Here is a 25,423-nt window from a genome sequence, read left to right as displayed (position 1 = left end):
GAATCAGGCCTCGAAGGGCACGATATTGCCGGCCGCATCGCGGGTTCCGACGGTGGCTTCAATGGCGGCGGCCAACTCGGCGACGGTCGCCCAGGTGCGCGGCGGTTCCGCTTCGAGATTGCCGATGGTGTACCAGGTCTCGGTTTTGCGGTAGCGGACCAGACCTTTACCCGTCGCGTCGACGGTCACATCGAGCTCGCCGGAGACCGTCCCTTCCTCTTCGGTCATGACGGCCGCCTTGGCGGAAATCTCGATGATGTCGCTTATTTGAACTCTCCTCGACTGACGCAGTCGGCGACTGCGTTGCGCAGTGCGGTGTGTTCGGCGGGATCAACGTTCAGCGCATATTTTACTTTGATCTTGACGTAATGCTCGAGATAGCCACACCGGAATTTTCCCGGCGGCAGGTAGTTGGCGGCGTCCTGGTCACCCTTGGATCTGTTGGCCGAGGGATCGGAGGCGATCAGATTGACGGCGTCGTTGGCGATCCGGCGGCGGGTATCTTCATCACGCTTATTCGCACCCGAACGCCATGCCTCGGCCAGCGGCACGATGTGTTCGGCATCGACACCGGCCGGGTCGGTGATGAACTTGTACGGCTTGAGTTTTCCGGTCTTGGAATCCAGTACGCCGTACTGGTCCTGCCAGCCGCCCCCACGGCCGACGGTGAGTTCGCAGGTTTTCGGGTCGAGTTTCACCGAGCCCGTCGCATCGCGGAGCATCATCACGTCACGGCTGGTGCACTTGCTGTACTGCGTGAAGTCGGCGCCGAAGCCGTGCTCGGGCTTATTGGTATCCCAGTGCGGGAACTTCTCCCGGCTGTAGCCTTCCATCGACTCTTCCGGCGCATCGACGAGCTGGCCCAGCAGATCGTTGATGTCCTTGCCGGACGCCGTTGTGACATTCGCCGATCCGGACCCCTTGCCGGTCTTACCGGTCCACTCATCGAAAAAGGAATAGCCAACGGCGACAACGACAGCCAAGACAACGGGTGCGCAAACAGCGAGTACGCGACGCGCGGTGCGGGACGACAACCACTTCACAAAGATCGAACTTCCTAGTCTCGCACCGATGAATTTGTCGGGCGTCAAGCTACCTGCCGCTGATCATCCCGTATGTGATTGTCGCGTATGACGTTCGGTACAGCTAGTCGAAGAACTCGACAAGGGCGACTCGACGGTAGACACGGAACCACCCCTGACTCGGCGTGCCGGCGCTGATCCAGGGGTGGTCGTGTCACGAATGAGCTCGTGCGCGGCCGAATGAACGGGCCGGTTGTCCAGGCCGGGCGATCCGTTCTCGCGGCGCCACGAGGCTGATGAGGGAAGTCTCGTCGTGCCGCTTCGTACTGCGGATAACTCCTCGTGACGGTCTGTGTGAACTCCATTGTTCTTACGTAGAAAGACAGTAGATTATTATAGATTCCTTTGCAATCGCTTTACTTAAGTCTGAGAATCTCCTGAATGGTGCATTGGACAGTTGAAACATGTACTGCTCACATACGGAAGTTAGGTTTACCTGCGGTGGCGCTGAGCGCGGCCGTGCCCGCCCCTCCCGGATACGTGACGAGCATCACATTCAGCGGCGGTCACAACGAGGCTCAAACGTGTGTCGAAACGGATGCAGGCAGCAAAGCCGGATCCAGGAAGGACCCACATCATGGCTACCGTCGACGTTCTCGACTCGTTCATCCACTACACCGATCTCGGTGCCAGTTCGGTACCGGTGGTGTTCCTGCACGGCAACCCGACCTCATCGCACCTGTGGCGCAATGTGATCCCGCATGTCGCGGATCAAAACCGGGTGCTCGCACCGGATCTGATCGGCATGGGTGCGTCCGGGAAGCCGAACAGCGCCTACCGCCTCGCCGACCACGCCCGCTATCTGGATGCCTGGGTCGACGCGCTCGGCCTCGACCAGGTCGTCATTGTCGGCCACGACTGGGGTGGTGCGCTCGGTATGCACTGGGCGGCACGGCATCCCGAACGCATCCGGGGCATCGCGCTGATCGAAACGTTCCTGCGGCCGATGCGTTGGGACGAACTGCCGCCGCTCGGCGCCGAACTGTTCCGCAAATTCCGGACCGCTGAGGGGGAGCGAATGGTGCTGGCGGAGAATATGTTCATCGAATTCAACCTGCCGAAGGGCATTGTCGATCTGAAGCCGGAAGATCACGATGCCTATCGCGCACCCTTCCCGACGCCGGAATCGCGCAAGCCGATGTTGGCTTGGTCGCGCGAGTTTCCGCTGGACGGCGAACCTGCCGACGTTGTGGCGCTGGTGCAGAACTACGACCGGTGGGCGGCGGATTCGCCGGAGGTGCCCAAGCTCATCATGGCACTCGACAATGGTGTCGGCCTCGGTTCGCCGGAGGTTATCGCCTGGGCCGCCCAGACGTTCGCCAGCGCCGAGGTCGTCTCGGTCGGCGCGGCGGGACATCACGCACCGGAGGATCAACCCGATGCCATCGGGACCGCGGTCGCGACGTGGTTGCGCGCGCACTCGTTGACCACGGCGACCGCGAGTGCATGACTCCGGTGCGCCGCGCGGGTGCGGGGCACCCGCGCGGCGCATAGGACTTGCGTAACGCCGGATACCGCCGAAGGATTGTGCGGTGGAACCCGAGCTAGCGCACCCCGACCCGCCCACGGCCGAAATCCAGGAGCGGCGACTGGTCGATCGGGCGATTGCCGGTGACGCGGCCGCCATCTCGGATGTGGTGCGGCAGCTACAGGATCCGCTGTACCGGCTGGCGCTGCGCATGGTGTGGCGGCCCGCCGAGGCCGAGGATGCGACGCAGGAGATCCTGCTGCGCGTGGTCGGCAATCTCGCGACATGGCGGGGTGAGGCCAAGCTGCTGACCTGGGCCTACCGCATCGGTGTCAACTATCTGCTGAATCTCGAACGAAAAACGCCCCAGGAGGCGGCGCAGCTCAGCCTCGACACATACCGCGAGGGATTGGCGGACGGGCTCGCCGCCGACGACTATCGCGGACCCGAGGCCGAGCTGCTCTCCCATGAGGTGCGGCTGAATTGTAGCCAAGCAATGCTGCAGTGCCTGGTCCGCGACGAGCGGGTCGCCTTTGTACTCGGTGAAGTTTTCGAACTCGGCTCCGCCGATGCGGCCTGGATTCTGGGTATCACCGCATCCGCCTTTCGCAAGCGGCTGGAGCGAGCCAAGAAACGCATCGGCACATTCCTGAATTCGACCTGCGGGGTGGCCAATCCCGAGGCGTTTTGTCGGTGCTCTCGTCGGGTGGACAAGGCATTGGCGCTCGGCCGCGTCGATCCGAGGCGGCCGGTATTCGCCCGCCACGCGGTGAGTGCGGGCGGTCGCAGCGTCGCCGAGGTCGAACAGCAGATGATCCGACTGCACGACGCCGCCGCGGTAATCCGGCTGCACCCCGATTACGCTGCGCCGCAGGCGAAAATGGATGCGATCGCCGGATTACTGCATTCGGGCAGGTTCCCGCTGCTCGACTGACTACGCGTTGGCCGGAAAGCGGACATCGGTCAGTTCTTCGGATTTGGTCCACAATGCGGTGGCGAGGTCGGCATTCGCGGCGGCCGTGCTACGGCCGACGACCTTCGGGTGACCGCGGAATTCGAACCAGCTGTCCGGGCCGACATAGCTTCCCGGCGGCAACTCCTGGCTGGCGGCGAACAGGGTGGGCAGCGCACCGAAGCTCGCATCCTGGGCGAGCAGTTTATTGCCTACCCGCATGACCTCGTGCAGGATCCGATTGCCGGAATGGCTCTGCAGATTCGTTGCGGACCAACCGGGATGGGCGCTGAGCGCGAGTCGAGATCCCGATTCGGTGAAGCGCCGCTGTAGTTCCAGGGTGAACAGCAGATTGGCGAGTTTGGATTGCCCGTAGGCGGCGGCGGAGTTGTAGGTCCGGGTTTCCCAGTTGAGGTCGTCGAGCTCGATGCTGCCGCGGCGATGGGCCTGCGAGGAGACGGTCACCACGCGGTCGGTGATGTGTGGCAGCAGCAGGTTCGTTAGTGCGAAATGGCCGAGATGGTTGGTGCCGAATTGGCGCTCGAAACCATCCTTCGTGCGTCCGGCGGGGACCATCATGATGCCCGCATTGTTCACCAGCACATCGATATCACCGGACCAGTCCGCGGCGAAGCGGCGAATCGAGGCCAGGTCGGCGAGGTCGAGTTCGCGCACCTCGGTGCGTCCCGAAATGCTCTTCGCCGCCTCCTGGCCGCGCGCGATATCGCGCACCGCGAGCACGACTCGGGCGCCGACGCGGGCCAGTTCACGGGCTGTGACCAGGCCGATCCCACTATTGGCGCCGGTGACGATGACGGTGCGGCCGTCGAATCGGGGCAGATCTGCGGAAGTCCACTTGGGGTTCGTCATAGCGCCCAATGTAGGCAGTGACAACAAAGTAGTCAATGCCAACAATTGATTCGGATCGGATATCCTGCAGCAACCATGAGTTTTGTCCGCTCCCGCTCCTATCACCACGGTGACTTGCGCGCCGAGCTGCTGCAGCGCGCCGAGGCGACGTTGCGCGATTCCGGTGTGGACGGGCTTTCGCTACGTCAGCTGGCCCGCGACCTCGGGGTCAGCCATGCCGCGCCGAGCAGACACTTCCGGGATAAGCAGGCGCTGCTCGACGCGCTCGCACTGGTCGGCTTCGACCGGCTCGCCGGGCTGTACGGCGAGGTCGAAGCGACCGGCTCATTCTCCGAGCGGCTGCACGCCGTGGCGCGTTCCTACCTGGATTTCGCGATCGACAATCCGGCGCTGCTCGCGCTGATGTTCGCGCGCAAACACAGTCCGACCTCGGGCGAGGAAATGCTGGCGGCGGTGGGGCGGGCATTCACCGTGCCCATCGCCTTGATCGCCGAGGGGCAGGCGCGTGGCGAAGTCGTTACGGGTGATCCGATGCGGATCGGTATTGCCGCCATTGCCGCACTGCAGGGGTTGGCCACCTTTGTCGGGTCCGGGTTCGTCGAGGCCGAGAACGTGGAAGCGGCATTGACCGAAACGATTACCCAGCTGACCTATGGTCTGCGCCCCCGCGACTGAACTGCACCTACCCGAGGAGAATCGATGAGCTCGACCGTCACGGCACGCCACGCCTTCGACAGCGCGGTCACGCTGACACCGGACGGCACCGGAAACTTCAACGGTCGAACGACTCCCGAGTACGGCAATATGGTCGGCCCATTCGGCGGCATCACCGCGGCAACCTTATTGCGTGCGGTGCAACAACATCCGCATTGCCTCGGTGATCCGATCTCGCTGACCGTCAACTTCGCGGGCCCGATTGCCGAGGGGCCCTTCACTATTGCGGCGCAACCGGTGCGGACCAACCGCACCACTCAGCACTGGACGCTGTCGATGAGTCAGGACGGCGTCGTGACCACCACGGCCACCGCGGTTTTCGGCACCCGCCGCGAGACCTGGACCGCGACCGAAGCCACCGCACCTACCGCACCGCCGCCGGACACCATCGAACCGGACGCGCTGCCCGAATTCATTGCCTGGGTGGACAATTACGAAATGCGCTTCATCGAGGGCGGTATCACCCAACTCGATGGCGCTGCGGCGCAACCGACTTCCACTACCACACTCTGGGTCCGCGACCGCCCTGCCCGCCCGTTGGACTATCCGGCCCTGACCGCGCTGAGCGATGTGTTCTTTCCGAGGGTGATGCTGCGACTCGGCCGTGTCGTCCCCGCTGGAACCGTCACGCTGACCGTGTATTTCCACGCCGACACCGACCGCCTTGCCGCCCAATCCGATCAGCCGCTGCTGGCCACCGCGCGCTCCCAGCATTTCGGCAAGGGCTTCTTCGATCAGTCGGCCGAACTCTGGGCGCATGACGGTGGGTTGCTCGCGACCAGCCATCAGCTGGTGTACTTCAAGGCATGACCGGCCGGAGCAGCGGCCCGATAACAACACCGCGGATGGTCTTGGCGGCGACACCTGCCCAAGCACCGACCAATCCGACATACAGCACGACCGCGGCGACGGCGAAGATATCGGCGCCGGTGTGCCCGTAAAGCACACTGCTGCCGGTAATGCAGGTGCCGAGCGGGAACGTGAAGCCCCACCAGGTCAGGTTGAATCCCAATTCGCCCGCGCGAGCGGTCTTTACGGTGACAGCGGCGGCCAGCGCCAGCCACAGCATTGCGAAACCCCAGGTCAGGACGCCGAAGATGACCGAGAAGACGGTCAGCCCTTTGGTGTAGAGCTCGGGCAGGGCCGAGGGACCGGCATTGGCGAGCAGGCCTGCGGCAGTGACGGATTGGCCGAGCGGGCCGAGCACGAGCCAGAGGGTCGCCACCATGGGCGATTGCGGGACGCCGAAATGCACCAGGCGTGACCAGATCATGGTGGTGGTGACCAGCGCCGCGATCAGGCTCAGACCGAACATGGCCAGGCACAGCAGGATCATGGTGAGCCGCGATTGGCCTTCCGGCAGATATGGGACCAGTAGTGCCCCCATGGCGGCCGACACCATCGGCGGCACCACCGGCATCAGCCAGCCACCGAAGGCGGCATCGGGCTCGATGCGGTGCTGGGTGAACATCCGGAAGGGAATGGCGACGGCGGTCAGCAGGCCGAGCGCGGTGCCGAACGACCACAACATCCAGTCGATGGTTAGTGCGGCGTCGAGGCCGATCACCTCGCGGCCGAGTACCAGGGTGCCCCCGCCGACGGTCACCAATGCCATCGGTGGCGCGCCGTAGAAATGCATCATGATCGGGTGGTCCTTGTGGCTACGGGCTTGCTCTCGATAGCGCATCCAGTGCACGACCCAGGCGGTGCTCACAACCACCAGCAGCAGTGCGGCGAGCGCCCAGACAACCGTCGCCGCGCCGCGCAGTCCGGGCAACTGCAGCGGGAGCGTGGCGGCGGCATTGGCGACAATGCCGGTGCCCATGACGGCGGCGAACCAATTGGGTGCGAAGTGCCGCAGCGAGCGGCGCTGGGGCGCAGTCTGTCCGAGCTCGCCGAGCAGATGCCGCGGGAGTGCGGGGCGCAAGGTTGCTATGGCGGTCATATGTCCAGATTCGTCTGCGCCGGGTGGTATCGAGTAGCTACCGCGTACCTATGGATGCATAGACTCGTTCTATGCCCCTGTCGCCGCGCGTCCCCGATCTGGCCGCGCTCGACCTGTTGGTTTCGGTCATCGAACTGGGCAGTCTCGGACGTGCGGCGCAGGCGCACGGCATCAGCCAGCCCTCGGCGTCCTCCCGCATCCGCTATCTGGAGAAGTTGGTCGGGATGCCGGTGCTGGAGCGCACCACCCTCGGTTCCCGACCCACCCCCGCCGGGGCATTGATCGCCGAATGGGCACGTGGAGTTGTCGATGCGGCCAAGCAATTGGATGCGGGCATCGATACCTTGCGCGTCGAGCGTGATTCGCAGTTGCGGGTGGCGGCGAGTCAGACCATTGCCGAATACCTGTTTCCCGGCTGGCTCATGACGCTGCGCACCAGGGCACCCGATACCGCGATCGCATTGCAGTCCGGCAATTCCGTCGAGGTGGCACAGGCGGTACTCGACGGTAAGGACGACATCGGCTTCATCGAGAGCCCGCGGAATTTCCGTGGGTTGGAGAGTCATATCGTGGCCCGCGATCAACTGGTCGTCGTGGTCGACCCGCAACACCGCTGGGCCCGCCAGGGCTCTGTCGACCTGGCCGAACTCGCTCGAACCGCGCTGATCCAGCGCGAACTGGGATCCGGCACCCGGACCTGGTTCGAAAATGCTGTCGCGCGGGCCATTCCGGGCTGGGAGCCCACCGTTGCGCTGGAACTTTCCTCCACCACCGCGATCAAAACCGCGGTCGCCTCCGGTGCCGGTCCCGCCGTCCTGAGCTCCCTGGCGGTAGCCCCCGAAATCGCCGCGGGCACCCTCGTTTCCCCGACCGTCAACGGCCTCGACCTGACTCGGGCCCTGCGTGCCGTCTGGCCCGCGGGCCACCGCCTCACCGGGCCCGCCCGCGACCTCTACACCATCGCCCGCAGCACTGGAGCAGGCTCAGCTCCGGCTGCTCGCCGAGCGCAATGATCGGGCGGTCGAATGCGGCGTGGGTGACCACCATTCCACTGCGTTGGACGGAACCCTCGAACCAAGGCTCGCTACGGTCTGGACGCGGGACTAGCTGGCCTCGGAGGTTTGGGCCGTCGGCGGAATTCCGGTGTCCAGGAAGCGGATCAGGCGATCGATGCGGGTGGTGTGGTCGATACAGCGTTCGAGGTTATTGCCCACCAGGGCGATATCGATGGCGGCTTCGGTGGCGGTTCGGTCGGCCAGCGCCGAGTGGAGTCGTTGGTGGAGTTGCTCCATTGCGGGAGTACCGGATTCGGGAGTGAGGGGTTGGCGGCCGGTGGCGACCGATTCACCCGCGAGGGCGGTGTGGTGCGCGGCCAGCCGACCCATGGCGGTCAGGACATCCATAAGCGGTTGGGGCGCAAGTGATTCCGGGTGGTATTTGTAGACCTGATCGGCGACGCGGCTGATCAGCGAACCGATTCTGGACAGTTCACCGGCGATCTGGATGGCGGTGACCACATGCCGCAGATCGCGCGCGACCGGCGCCTGCAGTGCCAGCAGCACCACGGTTCTGGCCTCGCAGGCGGCGTACATCTTCTGTAACTGCTCGTCGAGTGCGAAGGCTTCATAGGTGGCGGCGAGATCGGCGTCGCCGAGCGCGGCCGTGACACGCTCGGCGGCATCGTGGGCGAGCCGACACATGAGCGTCAAATCATTGGTCAACGCGACGAGCTCGCGAGTGAATTGGGTCCGCACTCCGCACATTGTCGCTTATCGCCGCTCCGTCCCATAGAAGAATCTCGACATGATCGCCGCGATGCCTGGATGACCAGAGAAGGTGCCCGCGGCGACTCGATTGGCCACACCACGCCGTCGGGACTCGACACAGCGCTGAATGCGATCGGCCGGTGCTAGCGTCGGGAGATGGCGAACTTGCGTGATGTTCAGCACCGAGTCGTGACGACAGTTCAGCGGCGGTTGGGAAATCCGATTTTGCGCAGATTGCCGACGCAGCAGTTGCTGGAGACCGTCGGGCGCACGAGTGGGCAGCCGCGGATCACGCCGATCGGCGGTCGACGAGTAGGCAAGCAGTTCTGGCTCGTCTCCGAATTCGGTGACAAGTCGCAGTACATTCGAAATATCAAGGCCGACAACCGAGTTCGGGTACGGCTGCACGGACATTGGCACACCGGTACCGCACATCTACTGCCGGATGACGATCCGCGCGCTCGGCTGCAATCGCTGCCCAAGGCCAACAGTGCGGGTGTTCGATTGCTCGGCACCGACTTGCTGACCGTCCGGATCGATCTCGACGACTGACCCAGCGCATGAGCGCCCGATCACACGCGATCGAGTGCGCACGATTGCTGACACGATGGAAGTTACGCTCCGGGCGCTGACTTCCCGCTGGACCGTATTCATCCCTCCCGGCCGCGATCACGCTGGCCGTCACCTGGGGACGATCGCTGCCCGGCATCGCCGTTGATGTGATGATCGGCGCGGTGCTGGCGGCGGTGCGGCAGTCCGCGTTAGGGGTGGTCATCGCGCTGCTCGTCCGGCTGCCGGAAACTATCGCGGCCGTGCGTGCCGCGCGTCGCGATCAGGTGCGGATTAGTCTCGATCTCGCCCTCTGGTCCGCCATGGCGAGCATCGATCAGTCAGGCGTTGCACGAAACCGGCGATGACGCCGTCAAGGTGCGTGTCGGCATCAAATAGGGCATTACCTGCGCGAACACAGCTCGCCAAAGTTGATCTTTCGCGCTGCGATCTTCGGTAGCCTGCCAGCAGAGCTTTTCGTGAAGGTAGTCCCTACTCGGCACGAAGGCGGTGCGATGGTGGAACCTGGCACGACACCCGGCGGTGATCGCGGAACCGACAATGGGCGCGTTATGGCCATCGCGGCAGTTATCGCCGCCGCGCTCGCACTGGTGGTCGCGATCGCACTGCTGATGCGATCGAATCAGGATGCGAACAACGACGCACCGCCATCGGTGACGTCGATCGGGAAAGTGACCTCCGGCCGTCCCGTCCCCGCGCCCCCGAATCGCGCGACGACCTCGGCGGGGCAACCGGCGCGCAAGCCCGGTGATGATTGCTCGCACGAAGGGATCGTCGCCAAATGGGATATGCGCAACGGTTTGTGGGTGTGCGCGCCGCAGGAACAGACCCGGGATGCGCAGGGCCGGGCCGAACATCAGGTCGGCGACGACTGCTCGCACGACGGGATCGTCGCACAGTGGGGGCTCGGCCCCGACGGCCGCTGGAACTGCATACCGCAAGGTCAGGGCGTCGCGGAACCGCCGCCGGTCCCACAGCGCCCGCTCCAGGTCCCTGCCGATCCGAACCCCAATCCGGTGCCGCAGAATCCGAACCCCAATCCGGTCCCGGAGAATCCGAGTCCCAACCCGGTCCCGGAGAACCCGGTTCCTAATCCGCTACCGAACCCGATGCCGGTGAATCCGTTCCCCTTCCTGCCGCCGCTGCCCCCGCTGCCCGGACTGCCGTAGCCGAGGCGATGACGAAATTCGTTCGACACGGCTGAGATGCTCGATTGGTGATCGTTGTCCCCGAATTCTTCGCCGATCGTCTCGCCGAGATGGAGCCCGCGGCCCGGGTCCGGCTGGACGGTCTGCCCGAACTCGCGGCTCGGTACGCCCAGCGCGGGGAGCCTCGGTTCGCGGGCGCGCCCCTGCGCTGACCCTCTCGGCTATGCGAAAGAAACGACTCCACGCCACCCGCCCCGCCGACGCCCCTTGGCGAAACCGTCGACGTGCCAGGCCAACCGAGACCAGGCCGCCCAACTCGACCGCGCGCCGTTCCGCGCGTCGCCGCTACTGGTGAACCGCAAAGGCAGGCAGGCAGGACGTACGTTCGCTCGGTGCTGGGATCGGTTGCGGGCCAGAACGTCCGGTCCACGTTGCCATTAGACGCGTCCACGATCGTCTCAGGGTGGAACTGAGTGTGAACAAGACGTGCATGTCCGAGACCAGAATTCGGGGTCGGTGTCGATAGCGTAAGGGTATGGATCCTGCCGGTGTGCGACCGCGCATCCACGAGCTCGACGCCGTGCGTGGTTTTGCGCTGTGCGGGATTCTGGTGGTCGATATCTGGCAGCTCACCGATATGCGGGCGACCATCGGGGCAGGCATCGTGGATCCGGTACGACATGTGCTGTCCGTGCTGTTCGAGGGACGGTTCTTCCCGATCTTCTCGTTCCTGTTCGGGCTGAGCTTTTCACTGTTCCTCGACCAGGTCGCCGAGGGCGGGGACCGTCCGCGGCTGGCAGTTGCGCGGCGGCTCGGCGCGCTCGGTGTGCTCGGCTTGATCCATCATGTATTCCAGCCGGATGAGGTGTTGCTGCCGTATGCGATTGTCGGGCTGGTGGTGCTGCTGCCTGCCGCTGGGCTAGCGCGCTGGGTGATATTGCTCGCGGGGCTGGGTGTCACGATCGGGGTTCCGGTCACGATCGGCGGTGGCCTCGGGTTGGTGCCGGGCCTGTTCTTGCTCGGTATGGCGGCCGACCGTTTCGGCCTCGCGGATAACCTGCGCGATCGTGGCTGGCGGATCGCGGTGGTATTCGTTCTGGCCGTCCCTGCGGCGGTGGCGGCCGGGGTATGGGAGTACCGCACGCCGTATTCCGATCTGTGGACCGGCAGTGCGGCTCCGGTGGCCGGATTGCTCGGCTCGCTCGCCTATTTCACCGGCTTCCTGCTCTTCCTGCGCACCGAGACCGGCGAGGTGTTCGCGGAGGTGCTCGAGCCGATGGGGCGGATGGCACTGACCAATTACGTTTCGGCAACCGGACTTATCCTGGCCGCCGACCCGTGGCTCGGCCTCTCCGATTCCAATCGCTACGGCGCACTGCTCGGCTCGGCCGTCGCGATTATCGCGGTGCAGGCGCTGTGGAGCTACTACTGGTTGCGCTGGTTCCGCTACGGCCCGCTGGAATGGGGGTGGCGATGTGTGACCTGGTGGCGACTGGTGCCGAACCGCCTGACGCGAGCGGAACGCCGGAAACCCACAGTGCCGTATGGGCGCGGTCGCTCGCGTTGATACTCCGCGGTTCCTCGGGGCGATGTGCCGCCCGACTGGATCCTCGAAATGCTGATCACCGGTACAGCTTTGGGTTGATCGGCCTGAAACCCGGTGTCGTACTGGACGATACGGGCGACGGCTGGTCCGGCTACTTCGCACCGACCCCCGCGGCGCGGATGGCGTCGAGTACCTCACCGTAGGAAAGAGTGGAATTTACGGTGATGGTTTCCGAAGTGCGGTCGACATCGACTGACTGCACGCCGCCGAGGTTGTTGAGCGCGCGTTCGGCGACGACGGCGCGTTCGTCCGAGTAATCGGTCATATCGAAGGTATAGGTCATCACGACCTCCTGGTAGACACGGTCTTCGGTTCGGCGGATAACCCGATCGGCGGGTTTCAAACGCCGCGCCGGTGGGGTGTTTGATTTCGGAATTACCGGGCATAGCCAGAAAGTAATATCAACCAGCGCAACGGGATTGTCATGATCATTATCATCGGGCTCGTCGTTCTCATCGGCGCGGTAATTATCGGCGTTGCCGGAGTGGCGGCCAATACGGGCGAAGTTCGTACGTCACCCGGCGATTTCGGGGTATTCGACTATCACTTCAGCGTCTCGGCGGGGGAACTTTTCCTCTATGGGATCGCGATCGGGGCGATCGGGATGCTCGGTCTGAGCCTGCTGCTGGCAGGTCTCTGGCGTAGTTCCCGCCGCAACAGCGCCGCACGGCGCGATCTGCGGCAGTCGCGCCGAGAGCTGGCGGCCCAGGAAAAGGCCCAGGCAAAGGCGGCCGAGCAGCGTCGAAGCACCCCGCCGGCGGCGGCACCACCGCCCGCCCCGACACCACCCGCGACCAAACCCGCCGCGCAGGTCACGCCGCCGCAGGGCGGTAAGCCGGTGTGGAGCTGGAATCGGTTCATGCGCCAATCCGGCGGGTCGGCGCCGGTCGAAACATCCGACCGCACAACGGTCAAGACGACCAAGTAAAGGAAAGAACGATGATTATCCTCGGCTTGATACTTCTCATTGTCGGTTGGTTACTCGGCATCGGTCTACTCACCACCGCCGGGATCATATTGCTGATCATCGGTGCGGTACTCGCCCTCGTCGGGTCGGTGGGACGGCACCCGGTGGGCGGTCGGCGGCACTATTACTGACGTCGACGCACTGAGCACCGAGCGGGCCGAGGGTTTCCTCGGCCCGCTTCACGCTCCCGAAATTCCCGCCAATTGTCCGATGCCGTAGGTGACCGCCATCCCCAGCGCACCACCGATCACCACCCGCAACACCGCGCGTCCGCGCTTACTACCGCCGAGCCGCGCGCTGACCGACCCGGTGATCGCCAGCGCGATCAGCACCGCTGCGAATGTCACCGGAATGCGCGCTGTCGTCGGCGGCAGGATGATCGCCAACAGCGGCAGCAGCGCACCCAGGGTGAACGAGACCGCCGAGGAGGCGGCGGCGGCCCACGGATTGGTCAACTCGTGCGGATCCAGACCGAGCTCGGCCTCGGCGTGGGCGAGGAAGGCGTCGTGTGCGGTCAACTCCTCGGCCACCTTGCGCGCCGTCTCCGGTGTCAGCCCCTTCGACTGATAGATATCGGCCAGTTCTGCCAGCTCGTATTCCGGTTCTTCCTTGAGTTCCGCGCGTTCCTTGGCCAGCAGCGCCCGCTCGGAATCCCGCTGTGCGCTCACCGAAACGTATTCGCCGACGGCCATGGAGATCGCACCCGCGGAGAGTCCGGCGATGCCCGCGGTGAAAATGGCCGAGGTGCTGGTCGTCGCCGCGGCGACACCGACAACCAGTCCCGCGGTCGATACGATGCCGTCGTTCGCCCCCAGTACGCCCGCGCGCAACCAGTTCAGCCGCGACGCCATACCCTCACGATGTGGTTCGTGCGGGTGCGGCGAACCGAGCGTCTCATCCATGAGCCGCAGACTATGCGAAAGTCCGCAAAGTATCAGCTGGGTCCGTCGGCGGCTGCACATACACCGGCGGTTCCGCCACACCGAGGACGGCGACCAGGGCGAGCAGTACACCGAAAAGCAAACCAGCTCGTCATAGGCCGGGCACCGTTGCGTCGACAGTCGAATCCACCTGGACCTGACCCGAGGCGGTTCACACTCGAATCCCGGTGTGGCACAGGATGATCAGGACGGCGGGAAGGTGTACAGCTTCTCGGGCGTGATCCGCACGATCAGCCGCTCGGCCTCCGGTTCCGGCGGCGGGGTCGCCCCGTTCATGTACCGGCCGTACATCTCGTACAGCAGCGTCTTATCCGGATCCTCGGTGATATCCACCCGTCCGCGGATCTCCACATAGTGACCGTTGGTCCGGCTCAGTACCAGCAGGCTGACACGCGGATCGCGCAGCATATTCCGGGTCTTGAGCCGACCCTTGATGGTGCTGAACACCACCGTATCGTCCTCGTACTTCACGAAGATCACCGACGATTGCGGCCGGCCGTCGGCATTGGGAGTCGAGAGGATCGCGGCATGCGGTTCATCGATCAGCGTGCGGACATTGTCATCGAGTTTCATCGGGATCTCCTTTGCGAGTGGTCGGATAGGTAGACCCTGGCGATTGCCCGAAGGAATCGGGTGCGGCGATTCTTTTTGGGCGCTCGGTCGGTCTATCTCTACGAGGCCTCGAGACAGGAAGGACGCGCCCATGACGCAGGCGAGCACCGCGCATGCCGAATTCGATCGCCGCACCCAGCCGTATCGACGCGAATTGCTCGCGCACTGCTATCGGATGCTCGGCTCGCTCGACGATGCCGAAGACCTGGTCCAGGAGACCTACTTGCGCGCCTGGCGCGCCTTCGAGGGCTTCGAAGGCCGTTCGTCGATACGGACCTGGCTCTATCAGATCGCCACCAATGCCTGCCTGTCCGCATTGCGGCATCACAGCCGTCGCGTACTGCCATCCGGACTAGGTGCGCCCACAGTCGACCCGTCCGGCACTGTGGCCGTCGACCTCGAGATGCAATGGCTCGGTCCGCTGCCAGACGCACTGGTGACCGATGAATCCGACGATCCGGCCAGCGTTGTCGCCGCCCGCGACAGCCTGCGGCTCGCGCTGATCGCCTGTCTGCAACAGCTGTCCGGCAAACAGCGTGCGGTGCTGCTGCTGCGCGACATCCTCGACTTTTCGGCTGGCGAGGTGGCCGAGGTACTCGGCACGACCACCGCCGCGGTCAAGAGTTCGCTGCAGCGTGCGCGGGCCCGGCTCGATCAACTCGGCGCCATCGATGCGAATAGTCCGACCGAACCCGAGCAGCGGGCGCTGCTCGACGCATATATGTCCGCATTCCAGAATGCCGACGCCGCCGCCATCGAGCGTCTACTGCACCGCGATGCGGTTCTCGAAATGCCCCCCGCCACAACATGGTTCGCGGGCAAACGCACCTGCGTCGGCTACCTCGCCACGCAGGTACTCGGCACGCCGGGCGACTGGCTCATGTTGCCGACGACAGCCAACGGGCAACCCGCCGCCGTTGCGTACCGTCGCGAAACAGGTGGCGGTTACCGGGCTTTCGGACTCGCGGTGCTCACCACAACCGACCGTGCGATCGCCCGCATTGCCGTTTTCGGTGGCGCGAATCTGGTCACCGCATGCGGATTTGCGGCGACCATGTAGGCGCGTTCGTTGAGGATCCGATCGCTCGATCACCGAACTGTTGTCGCCGAGCCAGATCCGTCCGGCCGACACCAGTGCGCAAGATTCGACCGGCGTGGCGGACTCGTCAGATTGCGACTCGAGGTTCTTTCAGATAGCGCTGGACCGGGCGCACCGGCAACCGGTGCTGCCGGGGCGACCACGGCGTGCGCGGACTGCGTGGACCCACCCGGCGGGCCAGCAGCCGCTGTCGATGCGACGCCCGCGAATCGATCAGGACACCGCGGTTGGAAGTCGATACGCTTTGCGTACCCCTCGCACACAAGCGTCCGCACGGTGACACTCGCGACGGCGATCGCATCGACCCAGAGAATCCCAGACAACCATCAGTGACCGATAAACGATGGATAAACGCCGCCTAATCGGCGATATCGGCGGTCGGCGCGGCGCTGAAGAGCCGGTCCATGGTGGGCGGTGCCAACCCCGCACGCCGGAAGATCTCGGCGGCTTCGCCGAACTCGACCGCGGCCGGACCGGTGTATCCCTGTGCGGCCAACGCGCTCGCGTGCAGCGCCAGCGCGCGTGCTCGATCAATCGGATCGGCCGCCTTGGTGAGCAACCGAACCGCTGCTGCCGCTTGGCTTTCCGCGTCGACCAGATCGCCAGCGCGCAGCTGAATCTGCGCCAATCTGGTTCGCGCCCAACCCTCCCAGAGCCGCACCCCATTGCGCTGCGCGATCCGTACGGCATCGTGGCCGAGTTCGAGTGCGCGCTCGTGCTCGTCGCGCATCGAAAGCGTGGCCGCCAATTCGTGGGTGGCCCAACCGAGTGCGACCGGATTCGAGGCCGCCTGCGCCAGCGTGATGGCGCGGTCCGCGATCTCGACCGCTTCGTCGTATCGCCCTGCTTCGCAATAGGTCCGGGTGACCAAGGCCAGACACCAAGCCTGCATCGATCGGTCGCCGAGTTCGTGAGCGAAGCGCATCGCACTCTCGAAATGCCGACGCGATGCTTCGACATCGCCGAGTCGTCGATCGGCAATGCCGAGCAGTACCTCCGAGAGCACCGAGATCCTGCGGTCGGCATCGTCGGTTGGTGGACCGGCCGCGGCGTCGAGATATTTCAGACTCGCCTCGACCTCACCGAGTCCGACCTGCAGCAGCGCGCCGAGCGCGACCCGGATGCGGCGTTCGCTCGCGTGCGATTCGCGAATCGCGGTGTCCAGTAAGGCAGTCAGCGCCTCGGACAGTTCCCTGGCGCGGGTGCCGGCGTCCATCAGCTCGGCCATTACCCAGGCCAGATCCGCAGCCACCCGCAGTGCACGGCCACCGACCCGGGCGGCCTGTCGGTGCAGCGCGATCACCACGGGTCGTTCGACGTCGTTCCAGACCTGTCCCTCGGAACCGCTGGCGAACTGCCGACCTGGCACTGTGGTCGGGACGAGCAGGCGCGTGGTGTTGCTGTAGTCGATGGCGCTCAACAGGTTCTTCGCACCCGCGAGGTAGTAGTCCAGCAGCCGGACCAGCACCGCCGACTCGTCCTCGTCGGCGACGCTTTGGGCGAAGAGCCGCAGCAGATCATGGAATCGGTAGCGGCCGGGCACCGTCGTCTCGAGCAGGCTCACATCGACCAGCGATTCGCATATCCGCTCGGCCTCGGACTCCGCGATGCCGAGCACCGCGGCCACGCCGTCGATCGGCAGATCCGGGAAGTCGACCAGTGCGAGCGTGCGAAAAGCCTTGGCCTGCTGCTCGTTCAGTTGCCCGTAGCCGAGCCGGAATGCGGCCTCGACGCCGAGTTCGCCGGTCTCCAGCACCGCCAGCCGACCCTTTTCATCGGCAAGTCGCGCGGCGAACGATCCGATCGTCCACTGCGGCCGCACCGCTAGTCGCGCGCCGACGATGCGCACCGCCAACGGCAGGCAACCGCACAGCGCGACGACCTCCCGTGCCGCGTTCTCCTCGGCGGCGACGCGTTGCACGCCGAGGATGCGGATCAGCATCGCCATGGCCTCATCGCGCTCGAGCACGTCGAGGCGGGTACGGCGCACCGCGGGCATCTCGGTCAGCGCCGAACGACTGGTGATCAGCACCGCGGTGCCGGGTGTTCCGGCCAGCAGCGGCGTCAATTGCGCACTGCCACACGCATTGTCGAGCACTATCAGCATGCGCTTGCCCGACAGGCGGGTGCGCAGTTCGGCCGCGCGATCATCGACGGTGCGCGGGATCTCGCCCTCCGCGATGCCGAGCGCACGCAGGAATCCACCGAGCGCGTCACCGGGTGAGGTCGGCACCGGATCGACGCCGCGCAGGTTCACATACAGCTGTCCGTCCGGGAAGTGGTCGCGCACGGAATGGGCCACATGCAGGGCCAACGTGGTCTTGCCGACGCCACCCATCCCACCGACCGCCGAAATGGCGACCGCGCTGGCGCCGCCGGTCAACTGTTCGGCAATGCGCTGCACGAGTTGCTCGCGACCGGTGAAATCGGCGATATCCGGCGGCAGTTGCGCGGGCACGACCGGCTCCGGGCGATAGCCGTTGTGTCGCGGTGTCGGCATTTCGGCACGCAGGATGCGTTCGTGCATCGCGGTCAACTCCGGTCCGGGTTCGACTCCGATTCCGTCGATCAGATCGCGACGGGCGCGCGCGAACACTTCGAGCGCCTCGGCTTGGCGGCCGCAGTGATACAGCGCCGCCATGAGCAGCGCCCGGAACCGTTCGCGCAGTGGATGCTCATCGATCAGCGGACCCAGTTCGGCGACCGCGTCGCCAGCACGGCCGACCTCGATATCGAGGGCGAACCGGTCCTCGAGAATGGCCAAGCGCCACTGCTCGAGGCGGATGCGGTGGCGTTCGACGAAAGGTCCGGCCAAGCCGCTCAGCGCGGGGCCACGCCAGCGGGCGAGTGCGTCGATCAATGCCTCGCGTGCCGCATGCGGTGACTCGCCGCGCACTCGTTCGGCCGTTGCCACCAGGACCTCGACCTCCTCGATATCGGTCGAGCCCGGCGGGATCCGCAACGCGTAGCCGTCACCGACCGAAACCAGCACCGTCGACGGTGCGCGCGAAATCCGATCCGGTTCCAGCACCCGACGCAATTGCGCGACATGGGTGCGCAGTGCGGCAATGGCGCGAGGCACTGGATCCTCGCCCCAGATGCCCTCCACCAATTCCGCTGCGGTGACCGACTTTCCGGCACGCAGCAGGAGCGCGGCCAGTACCGCGCGACGTTGCGGAGGTCCCAATTCGAGCGGCGTCTCCCCACGCCACCCGCAGACCTCACCCAGAACGGAAAACTGCACTGACCCGACCTCCCGGACCAGGGAGCATACGCGCGCATCCGGCGAACGGCTCGTTCATTCCTTGACTATTCGATGTTCATCGAACCCTGCTAGTGCGATCGCTGGGCGATAGGTGGCCGATCAGGCGAGATTTCAGCACAGATCCGGCCGCTCGCGGCGGATTTGCGGCTGACCGACGATCTGCCGTGGATGACCTGATTGGCGCTGCATGGCGAGCCGCTGTCGGACCGCTACGCTGCGGCGATATCGATTTCGATATCGGCTTTCGGCCACGTCGGTCTTGGACAGGCGGATCGGCACTGTGCTGTCGTGTCGCCATGACAAAGATCGATAGACGTGGGGTTCGCATGGGCCTCGTCCTGGCGACAACGGTGTTGCTCGGCGCATGTGGGACCGAATCGAAGGATCCGGACCCGGCGCCCGCCCGGATGGGCCAGTTGGCGGGTATCGAGCAGCAGCATCAGGCCAGGCTCGGGGTCTTCGCGGTCGATACCGGTTCGGGGAGGACTGTCGGCTTCCGCCAGGACGAGCGGTTCGCGATGATGTCGACATTCAAGACGCTCGCATGTGCCGCGCTTTTACGCGAACATCCGCTTGCCACAGGGTATTTCGATCAGATCATCCACTTCACCCAGGCGGATGTGGCGGCCGCGGGCGGTTCGGCGGTCACCGGCGCCCGGATCGACAGCGGTATGTCGGTATCGGAACTGTGCGATGCGGCGATTACCCGCAGCGACAATGCCGCGGGCAATGAGTTGCTGAAACTGCTCGGCGGTCCGCAGGCGCTGACACAGTTCCTGCGGTCCATCGGCGATCAGGTCTCCCACCTGGACCGCACTGAGCCGACGCTCAATACCGCCGTGCCCGGCGACGAGCGCGACACCACCACACCCGCGGCGATCGCGGCCGACTATCGGGCGCTGACGATCGGCGACGCGCTTGCCGCGCCCGAGCGTGCACAGTTGACGGATTGGCTGATCGCCACCACCACGGGTGGCACTCGCATTCGCGCTGGCCTGCCTGATGATTGGAAGACCGGCGACAAGACCGGCACCGGTGACTACGGCTCGGCCAACGACGTCGCCATCACCTGGCCTGCCGGTGGCGCCGCACCGATCGTGATCGCGGTACTGACCACCCATTCCAGCCCAGATTCCCAGGCGGACAACGCATTGGTCGCCGCGGCAGCCGAAGAGGCGGTCGCGCTACTGCGGTAGCCGGTGTTGCGCGCCGTCTCGGCGAACGGCGGTAGGCGTTGCGCCCCACCATCTTCGGCAGCATCGGGTGAACGTGGCCTGTTCGGACAGTCCGATGAGCGAGGCGACCTGACTCATCGGCATATCGGTGGTGGTCAGGTAGCGGCGGGCCTCGTCACGGCGGACCGTATCCAGGATAATGGCGAACGACGTGTCCTCGGCGGCCAGGCGGCGCTGCAAGGTGCGTGGATGGATTGTCAAAAGCCTTGCCACGGCGGTGATCTCCGGTGGGGAAGTACCCAGTAGTTGTTGTACGGCGGCGCGGACCTCGGTTTCGATGGCGGCATCCGCGCCGCCGGACTGTTCGGCCAGGAATGCCATGGCCAAACGATGCAGATTCTCGTCGCCGCCGCTCAGCGGCCGGGTCGCCAGGCTGATCGGCACTCGCAACACCGCCGCGGCACGCTCGATCCGCACGGGTGCGCCGAAGAACTCCTCATAGATCCGGATCGGCGCGGGGGGTCGGTACGGCAGTTCGACCGAGCGCAGCCCGTAGCGCACATCCACCAGGCGTTGAAATGTGCGGTGCACGAACGCGAGTCCGAGATCGGTGCCTTGGACCGGTGTCGGCGCGCCGGGTTGAACGCCATAGCGCAGGGCGGTCACGCTGCGATCGCCATACGGGTCGGGCGCGAGCGTCAGGCTGAGCGAGCGCGCGTGCAGGAACAGATAGCGCGAACAGCATTCGAGGGCATCGGCGAGCGTCGGTGAATTGCGGATGGCCAGGGCCAGCGGGCCGAGCATATCCAGATCTTGTCGATGCGAAATGCGCAGGCCGAGATCGGGGCAGTCGAGCCGCTGCGCGGCCAACTCCAGCGCCGCGGCGACCGCCTGATCCGGTACCAGCAGGTCATCGGCGTCCAGGGCGGGGATCGGCAGCCCGACGGCGGTGGCGAATTCCTCGGCATTCCCGCCCAGCTCGGCCACCGTCGCGCGAAATCCGCGCAACCCCGCGGATCGAATCACCGACATGTCGCTCAGAATCAAATACTTGTCGCGCAAAGTCAAGAATCCGGTCCATTGCCCTCGCAGACTGGAGCGATGAGGTCAGCATCGCGCGGCGATTCGATAAGGGACAGTGGTCGGGTGACGGGTGGGCCCGAGACGGCCGTAGTTGCGGACCACCTCGATGTCGTAATCGTCGGTGCCGGGTTATCCGGCATCGGCGCAGCGTATCGGCTGCAGACCGAATGCCAGGGCAAAACCTATGCCGTGCTGGAGGCGCGCGAATCGCTGGGTGGGACGTGGGATCTGTTCCGCTACCCCGGAATTCGCTCGGATTCGGATATGTTCACCCTCGGCTATCCCTTCAAGCCGTGGCGGGACGCGAAGTCGATTGCCGATGGGCCGTCGATCCTGCGCTACGTCGAGGAGACGGCCGTGGAGTTCGGCATCGACCGGCACATCCGCTACGGCACCAAGGTGGTCGGGGCCGACTGGTCCACCGCAACGGCGCGCTGGACGCTCACCCTGGAGCAGCGCGATGCTGCCGGTGGCACCACTCAACGCACGCTGACCTGCGATTTCCTTTATGCCTGCGCCGGGTACTACAACTACGATCAAGGCCATTCCCCGGAGTTTCCTGGCATCGACTCATTTGCCGGACAGGTCGTGCATCCACAGTTCTGGCCCGAGGAGCTCGACTACGCGGGCAAGCGTGTCGTGGTCATCGGCAGTGGCGCGACGGCGGTCACACTGGTGCCGGCCATGGCCGACCGAGCCGAGTCCGTGACGATGTTGCAGCGCTCACCGACCTGGATCAGCGCCGTTCCCGGCCGGGACAAGCTGGCCGACAAGATTCGCGAGAAGCTGTCGCCGCAGTTGGCGCACCGCGTGATCCGCACCAAGAAAATCCTGTTCAGCATTGGTTTCTATCAGTATTGCCGCCGGCGCCCGGAGGCCGCGCGCAAGCTGCTCACCGGCTTGACCACGCGAATCCTGAAGGACCAGCAGGCCGTTGCCGAACACTTCACGCCCGAGTACGACCCGTGGGATCAGCGGCTGTGCGCCGTACCCGATGCCGATTTCTTCAAGGCGATGAAGAAGGGTAAGGCGCAGGTCGTCACCGATCACATCGAAACGTTTGTGCCCGAAGGAATTCGGCTGAAGTCCGGTCGCATCCTGGAGGCAGACATCGTGGTTACCGCGACCGGGCTGCAGTTGCTGGCCTTCGGCGGTATCGCGCCGCGGGTCGATGCGGAGACGGTGAACCTGTCGGAGCAATTCGTCTGGCAGGGTGCGATGCTCACCGGCGTCCCGAATTTCGCGGTCTGCATCGGCTACACGAATGCCTCATGGACGTTGCGTGCCGACCTGACCTCGCGATTGGTTTGCAAGGTCATCAACCACCTGGATCGCAATGACTACGCGGCCGTGGTGCCGAGGCCGGAGGGCAAGCTCGACGAGCGTCCGCTGCTCGATCTGGCCTCCGGCTATATTCAGCGCTCGGTCGGCGAGTTCCCGCGGCAGGGGGATCGGCATCCGTGGAAGGTGCGGCAGAACTATCTGCTGGACTCGGCCACGACCATGCGCACGAGTCTGCACAAAACGCTGGCTCCGATCCCGCGCTCGGCCGTCCGTCTCTCGGTTACCCGCTGAACCGCGTCATCTCCGGTGGACACCTCGTAAAACGTGCACCTGTGCGGGGTGCTCGCGGGATTTGCGTCAGCAGGGCACCTGCTGGGGTGTCCAGTCGATCCGATAGTCGAACATCCAGTTCAGCGGGGCGACACCGGCTTTGGCCGCTTTGCGTAGGAAGTACGGGGTGAGCAGGCCGACCAGTAGCCGGGTGAGCCCGTTGGATGCCTTGTCGCTGGTGGTTTCCGCACCATAGGCGACCACCTTCTCGACGCGCTCGCGGCGGCGGTCCTCGAAGGCGGCCAAGGCCGCGCCGGTATCCGGGATATCGCGCAGGCAAATCGCCAGCGTCACGGCATCTTCCACCGCCATGGACACGCCCTGGCCGGAGGAGGACGCCACGGCGTGCGCGGCATCGCCGACAATGACCATATTGTCGTTGTGCCACTTGGTGACGGTCGGCAGGTCGTACTGGTTGAAGGCGGGGACGAAGGTGTCATCCGCGGTGGCCGCGACGATCCGGGCGGCGGGGCCGCGATCCGCTGCCAGCAATTCGATGAGCCGCGCACGCCAGTCCACTGACTCGGCCGGTGAAAGCTCCTGTGTCCGGGGCATATTGGCGAACCACCAGATCTCACCGTCCGGTGCGACGAAATAGCCGAAGAATGCCTTCTTGCCGAAGATCATGCTGTACACGCCGGGCCGCAACCCGAGTTCGCTGTGCAGCGTCCGGTCGGTGACGAATCCGCCCAGGCCGTAGATGCCGAGGAAGTGCGCCTTCGGTGCCGCCGGGTCGATGATTTCCCTGGTGCGGGAGCGGATTCCATCGGCCCCGATCAAGACGTCGGCGTCGATTGTGGTGCCGTCGGCGAAGGTCGCACGGACGCCGTGGGTCGTTGATGTCGCGTCCACCAGTCGCTTGTTGTACTCGAACCGCACACCCCGCCGCGTCGCCTCGGCATTCAGCGCTCGATACATATCGCGCCGCTTGATGCTGTGCGTGACGGTGCCGTCGGGCAGTGTGCCGCCGATCGGCATATCGGTGATGTGCTTGCCGCCGCTGGTCGCGAACGACAGCGTGGCCGTCGGGTGCCCGATCTCGGTCACCACGTGATGTGCATCCAGCAGCGCCAGCGCCGACAGTCCGTTGACCGCCACCGTCAGATACGCGCCGATCTGCTCGGCCGCTGCCTCGGCATATGCCTCGCACACAACTGGCTCCAGCCCCGCCTGCTGCAATGCCATCGCGGTGACCGGTCCGGCGATCCCGCCGCCGATGACCAGTGCCTTCTTCATGGTGTCTCCTGTCTTGGCTCTGCTGTATCTTGATTATCAAGACATCAGTAGTTTGACGATCAAGAGGCTTGAATGTCAAGAGAAAATTCTGAGCTGACAGAACTGCGCGCCGAGGTCGGCAGGCAAGCGCAGGCGCTCCAAGCCGCGGTCGATGCCGTGGACCAAGCGGCTGCGACCAACCTCGGCGTCAACCGCACCGATCTGCGCTGTTTGGAAATTCTGTGGCACGGCGAATCCACACCCGGCGCGCTCGCCGCCGAGCTGGGTCTGACCAGCGGCAGCGTGACCACTATGCTGGACCGCCTAGCCAAACTCGACTACGTCGTCCGCCATCCCGAACCGGGGGACCGCCGCAAGGTCGTCATCCGCATCACCGACACCGCGATGACCAAGGTCATGCGGATCTACGGGCCGATCGCCGAGGAGGGTGCCGCCGAGGTGTCGCGCTACAGCGCGGCGGAACTGCGCCTCGTCCTCGACTATCTGCGTCGCTCACGTGAGCTGCAGGAGCGCCACCGCACCCGGATCGCGGAGCTCTGAAATACCTTCCGAAAGTGGGTGCTCACGGCGACAGCTGACATGATCACCCCATGATCGATTTGCGTAACGCGCGATGGGCAGTGGCGATGGCGGCCGGGGCGGTGCTCGTCGCGGGCTGTGGCAGCAGCAAGGACCACTCGGCGGATCACTCGAATTCCGCGGCGCCCACCACACCCCGCGACCAGTTGGTGCTGAGCCAGGAGGAATTCCCCGCGGGCACAAAGAAACTCGACCTGCCACCGGAGCAGCTGCAGTCCACGGTCGGCGACCTCACCGCGACCCAGCAGAACGCCACCTTCACACCGGCGGAATGTGGTTCCACCCAGCAGGATCTCGGCGCGGCGACCAAAGAACTGCTCGCGCAGTCATCCATCTCCGCGGCGACCGGTAAGTCGGGGCAAATCTTTGTCGAATTCGTTTCCGGGCGGACCGGCGATCTGCAACGGATTGCGGAGGGCAACAAGCGCTGTGGTTCGGTGGAGGTGGTCGCGACCTACGATGGCCATCAGGTCACCGCGAGCGAGCGCGTTACGGATCAGGCTGTGCCGCAGGAATTGAAGGGCGCGAACGCGATCGCCTACCACGCGACCAGCACCGCGAAAACCGACGCCAGCGACAAGCCGCTGACCCAGAACGCATACCTCGGTTACGCCGAAGTTCGCGGCATTACGGTCGCGGTTCGCATTGCCGCGCTGGATGATTCGCTCGACCAGGCGGCCTTCGATCAGTTCTTCGTCGCCGCTGTGCAGAAGGTGCTGAAGGCGGCCTAG

At 65.1% G+C, this 25,423-nt stretch carries 27 protein-coding genes and 1 pseudogene; 17 read left to right on the top strand and 11 right to left on the bottom strand.

Annotation, left to right across the window (positions count from 1 at the left end):
- Window positions 1–3: 3 nt before the first annotated feature.
- The gene (locus ACIBG0_RS23900; protein WP_397035175.1) at window positions 4–228 is read right to left on the bottom strand and encodes a hypothetical protein; all 225 of its coding nucleotides are present in this window, start codon (window positions 226–228) and stop codon (window positions 4–6) included.
- Between the two features lie 35 nt (window positions 229–263).
- Complete coding sequence (locus ACIBG0_RS23895) at window positions 264–1,043, bottom strand: HNH endonuclease family protein (protein WP_397035174.1); 780 nt, start codon at window positions 1,041–1,043, stop codon at window positions 264–266.
- 616 nt (window positions 1,044–1,659) lie between these two features.
- Between ACIBG0_RS23895 and ACIBG0_RS23890 the strand changes: the two genes are divergently transcribed.
- Window positions 1,660–2,532 (top strand): haloalkane dehalogenase, encoded by an 873-nt coding sequence (locus ACIBG0_RS23890; RefSeq protein WP_397035173.1) that lies wholly within the window; start codon window positions 1,660–1,662, stop codon window positions 2,530–2,532.
- A gap of 82 nt (window positions 2,533–2,614) precedes the next feature.
- Entirely contained in the window at window positions 2,615–3,484 is an 870-nt protein-coding gene (locus tag ACIBG0_RS23885; RefSeq protein ID WP_397035172.1) for an RNA polymerase sigma factor, read from the top strand.
- On the opposite strand, the gene ACIBG0_RS23880 is transcribed toward ACIBG0_RS23885, so the two are convergent.
- Window positions 3,485–4,372: an oxidoreductase gene (locus tag ACIBG0_RS23880; protein ID WP_397035171.1), complete on the bottom strand. Its 888-nt coding sequence runs from the start codon at window positions 4,370–4,372 to the stop codon at window positions 3,485–3,487.
- 75 nt (window positions 4,373–4,447) lie between these two features.
- Between ACIBG0_RS23880 and ACIBG0_RS23875 the strand changes: the two genes are divergently transcribed.
- Together ACIBG0_RS23875 and ACIBG0_RS23870 are read left to right on the top strand one after the other, a co-directional pair.
- Window positions 4,448–5,047: a TetR/AcrR family transcriptional regulator gene (locus ACIBG0_RS23875; RefSeq protein WP_397035170.1), complete on the top strand. Its 600-nt coding sequence runs from the start codon at window positions 4,448–4,450 to the stop codon at window positions 5,045–5,047.
- A 24-nt stretch (window positions 5,048–5,071) separates the two neighbouring features.
- Window positions 5,072–5,896: an acyl-CoA thioesterase gene (locus ACIBG0_RS23870; RefSeq protein WP_397035169.1), complete on the top strand. Its 825-nt coding sequence runs from the start codon at window positions 5,072–5,074 to the stop codon at window positions 5,894–5,896.
- Here the strand turns inward: ACIBG0_RS23870 and ACIBG0_RS23865 are convergent.
- Window positions 5,886–7,031, bottom strand: a complete 1,146-nt coding sequence (locus tag ACIBG0_RS23865; RefSeq protein WP_397035168.1) for a TDT family transporter — start codon at window positions 7,029–7,031, stop codon at window positions 5,886–5,888. The genes ACIBG0_RS23870 and ACIBG0_RS23865 overlap by 11 nt on opposite strands.
- A gap of 71 nt (window positions 7,032–7,102) precedes the next feature.
- Here ACIBG0_RS23865 and ACIBG0_RS23860 point away from each other — a divergent pair, with 71 nt between their 5' ends.
- On the top strand, window positions 7,103–8,044 hold the full coding sequence (locus ACIBG0_RS23860; RefSeq protein WP_397035167.1) for a LysR family transcriptional regulator: 942 nt from the start codon (window positions 7,103–7,105) through the stop codon (window positions 8,042–8,044).
- Between the two features lie 90 nt (window positions 8,045–8,134).
- Here the strand turns inward: ACIBG0_RS23860 and ACIBG0_RS23855 are convergent, their stop codons facing one another.
- Window positions 8,135–8,794, bottom strand: coding sequence for a phosphate signaling complex PhoU family protein (locus ACIBG0_RS23855; RefSeq protein ID WP_397035166.1), 660 nt, complete (start codon window positions 8,792–8,794; stop codon window positions 8,135–8,137).
- Window positions 8,795–8,953: 159 nt separating this feature from the next.
- On the opposite strand from ACIBG0_RS23855, the gene ACIBG0_RS23850 reads away from it, so the two are divergent.
- The 5 genes and pseudogenes from ACIBG0_RS23850 to ACIBG0_RS23830 all read left to right on the top strand — a co-directional run bounded on the left by ACIBG0_RS23850 (window position 8,954) and on the right by ACIBG0_RS23830 (window position 12,082).
- Window positions 8,954–9,349, top strand: coding sequence for a nitroreductase/quinone reductase family protein (locus tag ACIBG0_RS23850; RefSeq protein WP_397035165.1), 396 nt, complete (start codon window positions 8,954–8,956; stop codon window positions 9,347–9,349).
- A gap of 200 nt (window positions 9,350–9,549) precedes the next feature.
- Window positions 9,550–9,681 (top strand): annotated as a pseudogene (locus ACIBG0_RS23845) (ionic transporter y4hA); the annotation flags it as partial.
- Between the two features lie 180 nt (window positions 9,682–9,861).
- Complete coding sequence (locus ACIBG0_RS23840) at window positions 9,862–10,536, top strand: hypothetical protein (protein ID WP_397035164.1); 675 nt, start codon at window positions 9,862–9,864, stop codon at window positions 10,534–10,536.
- 47 nt (window positions 10,537–10,583) lie between these two features.
- Window positions 10,584–10,727 carry a hypothetical protein gene (locus ACIBG0_RS23835; RefSeq protein ID WP_397035163.1) on the top strand — a complete coding sequence of 48 codons (144 nt, stop codon included), beginning with the start codon at window positions 10,584–10,586 and terminating at the stop codon, window positions 10,725–10,727.
- Window positions 10,728–11,050: 323 nt separating this feature from the next.
- Window positions 11,051–12,082, top strand: a complete 1,032-nt coding sequence (locus ACIBG0_RS23830) for a DUF418 domain-containing protein (RefSeq protein ID WP_397035162.1) — start codon at window positions 11,051–11,053, stop codon at window positions 12,080–12,082.
- 130 nt (window positions 12,083–12,212) lie between these two features.
- Here ACIBG0_RS23830 and ACIBG0_RS23825 read toward each other — a convergent pair whose 3' ends face one another.
- On the bottom strand, window positions 12,213–12,404 hold the full coding sequence (locus ACIBG0_RS23825; RefSeq protein ID WP_397035161.1) for a heavy metal-associated domain-containing protein: 192 nt from the start codon (window positions 12,402–12,404) through the stop codon (window positions 12,213–12,215).
- Window positions 12,405–12,545: 141 nt separating this feature from the next.
- Between ACIBG0_RS23825 and ACIBG0_RS23820 the strand changes: the two genes are divergently transcribed.
- Both ACIBG0_RS23820 and ACIBG0_RS23815 read left to right on the top strand, forming a co-directional pair.
- Window positions 12,546–13,049: a hypothetical protein gene (locus ACIBG0_RS23820; RefSeq protein ID WP_397035160.1), complete on the top strand. Its 504-nt coding sequence runs from the start codon at window positions 12,546–12,548 to the stop codon at window positions 13,047–13,049.
- A gap of 11 nt (window positions 13,050–13,060) precedes the next feature.
- A complete protein-coding gene (locus ACIBG0_RS23815; RefSeq protein ID WP_364355800.1) occupies window positions 13,061–13,219 on the top strand; it encodes a hypothetical protein in 159 nt (52 codons plus the stop codon).
- Between the two features lie 48 nt (window positions 13,220–13,267).
- Here the strand turns inward: ACIBG0_RS23815 and ACIBG0_RS23810 are convergent, their stop codons facing one another.
- A complete protein-coding gene (locus tag ACIBG0_RS23810; RefSeq protein ID WP_397035159.1) occupies window positions 13,268–13,990 on the bottom strand; it encodes a VIT family protein in 723 nt (240 codons plus the stop codon).
- A 222-nt stretch (window positions 13,991–14,212) separates the two neighbouring features.
- Window positions 14,213–14,602, bottom strand: coding sequence for a PPOX class F420-dependent oxidoreductase (locus tag ACIBG0_RS23805; protein WP_397035158.1), 390 nt, complete (start codon window positions 14,600–14,602; stop codon window positions 14,213–14,215).
- Between the two features lie 130 nt (window positions 14,603–14,732).
- On the opposite strand from ACIBG0_RS23805, the gene ACIBG0_RS23800 reads away from it, so the two are divergent.
- Window positions 14,733–15,701, top strand: coding sequence for a sigma-70 family RNA polymerase sigma factor (locus ACIBG0_RS23800; RefSeq protein WP_397035157.1), 969 nt, complete (start codon window positions 14,733–14,735; stop codon window positions 15,699–15,701).
- A gap of 397 nt (window positions 15,702–16,098) precedes the next feature.
- Here ACIBG0_RS23800 and ACIBG0_RS23795 read toward each other — a convergent pair whose 3' ends face one another.
- Entirely contained in the window at window positions 16,099–18,984 is a 2,886-nt protein-coding gene (locus tag ACIBG0_RS23795; protein WP_397035156.1) for a BTAD domain-containing putative transcriptional regulator, read from the bottom strand.
- A 317-nt stretch (window positions 18,985–19,301) separates the two neighbouring features.
- On the opposite strand from ACIBG0_RS23795, the gene bla reads away from it, so the two are divergent.
- Window positions 19,302–20,201, top strand: a complete 900-nt coding sequence (gene bla, locus ACIBG0_RS23790) for a class A beta-lactamase (RefSeq protein ID WP_397035155.1) — start codon at window positions 19,302–19,304, stop codon at window positions 20,199–20,201.
- Here the strand turns inward: bla and ACIBG0_RS23785 are convergent.
- Complete coding sequence (locus tag ACIBG0_RS23785; protein ID WP_397035154.1) at window positions 20,190–21,212, bottom strand: AraC family transcriptional regulator; 1,023 nt, start codon at window positions 21,210–21,212, stop codon at window positions 20,190–20,192. The genes bla and ACIBG0_RS23785 overlap by 12 nt on opposite strands.
- Before the next feature lie 69 nt (window positions 21,213–21,281).
- On the opposite strand from ACIBG0_RS23785, the gene ACIBG0_RS23780 reads away from it, so the two are divergent.
- On the top strand, window positions 21,282–22,838 hold the full coding sequence (locus ACIBG0_RS23780) for a flavin-containing monooxygenase (RefSeq protein WP_397035153.1): 1,557 nt from the start codon (window positions 21,282–21,284) through the stop codon (window positions 22,836–22,838).
- A gap of 66 nt (window positions 22,839–22,904) precedes the next feature.
- On the opposite strand, the gene ACIBG0_RS23775 is transcribed toward ACIBG0_RS23780, so the two are convergent.
- Window positions 22,905–24,113 (bottom strand): FAD-dependent oxidoreductase, encoded by a 1,209-nt coding sequence (locus ACIBG0_RS23775; RefSeq protein ID WP_397035152.1) that lies wholly within the window; start codon window positions 24,111–24,113, stop codon window positions 22,905–22,907.
- A 72-nt stretch (window positions 24,114–24,185) separates the two neighbouring features.
- Between ACIBG0_RS23775 and ACIBG0_RS23770 the strand changes: the two genes are divergently transcribed.
- Window positions 24,186–24,653 carry a MarR family winged helix-turn-helix transcriptional regulator gene (locus ACIBG0_RS23770; RefSeq protein WP_397035151.1) on the top strand — a complete coding sequence of 156 codons (468 nt, stop codon included), beginning with the start codon at window positions 24,186–24,188 and terminating at the stop codon, window positions 24,651–24,653.
- Between the two features lie 50 nt (window positions 24,654–24,703).
- Window positions 24,704–25,423: a hypothetical protein gene (locus ACIBG0_RS23765; protein ID WP_397035150.1), complete on the top strand. Its 720-nt coding sequence runs from the start codon at window positions 24,704–24,706 to the stop codon at window positions 25,421–25,423.

Source organism: Nocardia sp. NPDC050630 (genome assembly GCF_044457245.1).
Classification (GTDB): Bacteria; Actinomycetota; Actinomycetes; order Mycobacteriales; family Mycobacteriaceae; genus Nocardia.
Note: the sequence above shows the minus strand (reverse complement) of the source record. Positions and strands in the feature narration are given on the sequence as shown.

Coding starts and splice junctions, on each gene's coding strand:
- ACIBG0_RS23865 (WP_397035168.1), bottom strand. CDS start 7,031: ATGACCGCCATAGCAACCTTGCGCCCCGCACTCCCGCGGCATCTGCTC.
- ACIBG0_RS23850 (WP_397035165.1), top strand. CDS start 8,954: ATGGCGAACTTGCGTGATGTTCAGCACCGAGTCGTGACGACAGTTCAG.
- ACIBG0_RS23805 (WP_397035158.1), bottom strand. CDS start 14,602: ATGAAACTCGATGACAATGTCCGCACGCTGATCGATGAACCGCATGCC.
- ACIBG0_RS23875 (WP_397035170.1), top strand. CDS start 4,448: ATGAGTTTTGTCCGCTCCCGCTCCTATCACCACGGTGACTTGCGCGCC.
- ACIBG0_RS23840 (WP_397035164.1), top strand. CDS start 9,862: ATGGTGGAACCTGGCACGACACCCGGCGGTGATCGCGGAACCGACAAT.
- ACIBG0_RS23825 (WP_397035161.1), bottom strand. CDS start 12,404: ATGACCTATACCTTCGATATGACCGATTACTCGGACGAACGCGCCGTC.
- ACIBG0_RS23855 (WP_397035166.1), bottom strand. CDS start 8,794: ATGTGCGGAGTGCGGACCCAATTCACTCGCGAGCTCGTCGCGTTGACC.
- ACIBG0_RS23785 (WP_397035154.1), bottom strand. CDS start 21,212: ATGTCGGTGATTCGATCCGCGGGGTTGCGCGGATTTCGCGCGACGGTG.
- ACIBG0_RS23800 (WP_397035157.1), top strand. CDS start 14,733: ATGACGCAGGCGAGCACCGCGCATGCCGAATTCGATCGCCGCACCCAG.
- ACIBG0_RS23815 (WP_364355800.1), top strand. CDS start 13,061: ATGATTATCCTCGGCTTGATACTTCTCATTGTCGGTTGGTTACTCGGC.
- bla (WP_397035155.1), top strand. CDS start 19,302: ATGACAAAGATCGATAGACGTGGGGTTCGCATGGGCCTCGTCCTGGCG.
- ACIBG0_RS23880 (WP_397035171.1), bottom strand. CDS start 4,372: ATGACGAACCCCAAGTGGACTTCCGCAGATCTGCCCCGATTCGACGGC.
- ACIBG0_RS23890 (WP_397035173.1), top strand. CDS start 1,660: ATGGCTACCGTCGACGTTCTCGACTCGTTCATCCACTACACCGATCTC.
- ACIBG0_RS23830 (WP_397035162.1), top strand. CDS start 11,051: ATGGATCCTGCCGGTGTGCGACCGCGCATCCACGAGCTCGACGCCGTG.
- ACIBG0_RS23860 (WP_397035167.1), top strand. CDS start 7,103: ATGCCCCTGTCGCCGCGCGTCCCCGATCTGGCCGCGCTCGACCTGTTG.
- ACIBG0_RS23765 (WP_397035150.1), top strand. CDS start 24,704: ATGATCGATTTGCGTAACGCGCGATGGGCAGTGGCGATGGCGGCCGGG.
- ACIBG0_RS23775 (WP_397035152.1), bottom strand. CDS start 24,113: ATGAAGAAGGCACTGGTCATCGGCGGCGGGATCGCCGGACCGGTCACC.
- ACIBG0_RS23870 (WP_397035169.1), top strand. CDS start 5,072: ATGAGCTCGACCGTCACGGCACGCCACGCCTTCGACAGCGCGGTCACG.
- ACIBG0_RS23900 (WP_397035175.1), bottom strand. CDS start 228: ATGACCGAAGAGGAAGGGACGGTCTCCGGCGAGCTCGATGTGACCGTC.
- ACIBG0_RS23810 (WP_397035159.1), bottom strand. CDS start 13,990: ATGGATGAGACGCTCGGTTCGCCGCACCCGCACGAACCACATCGTGAG.
- ACIBG0_RS23770 (WP_397035151.1), top strand. CDS start 24,186: ATGTCAAGAGAAAATTCTGAGCTGACAGAACTGCGCGCCGAGGTCGGC.
- ACIBG0_RS23820 (WP_397035160.1), top strand. CDS start 12,546: ATGATCATTATCATCGGGCTCGTCGTTCTCATCGGCGCGGTAATTATC.
- ACIBG0_RS23780 (WP_397035153.1), top strand. CDS start 21,282: ATGAGGTCAGCATCGCGCGGCGATTCGATAAGGGACAGTGGTCGGGTG.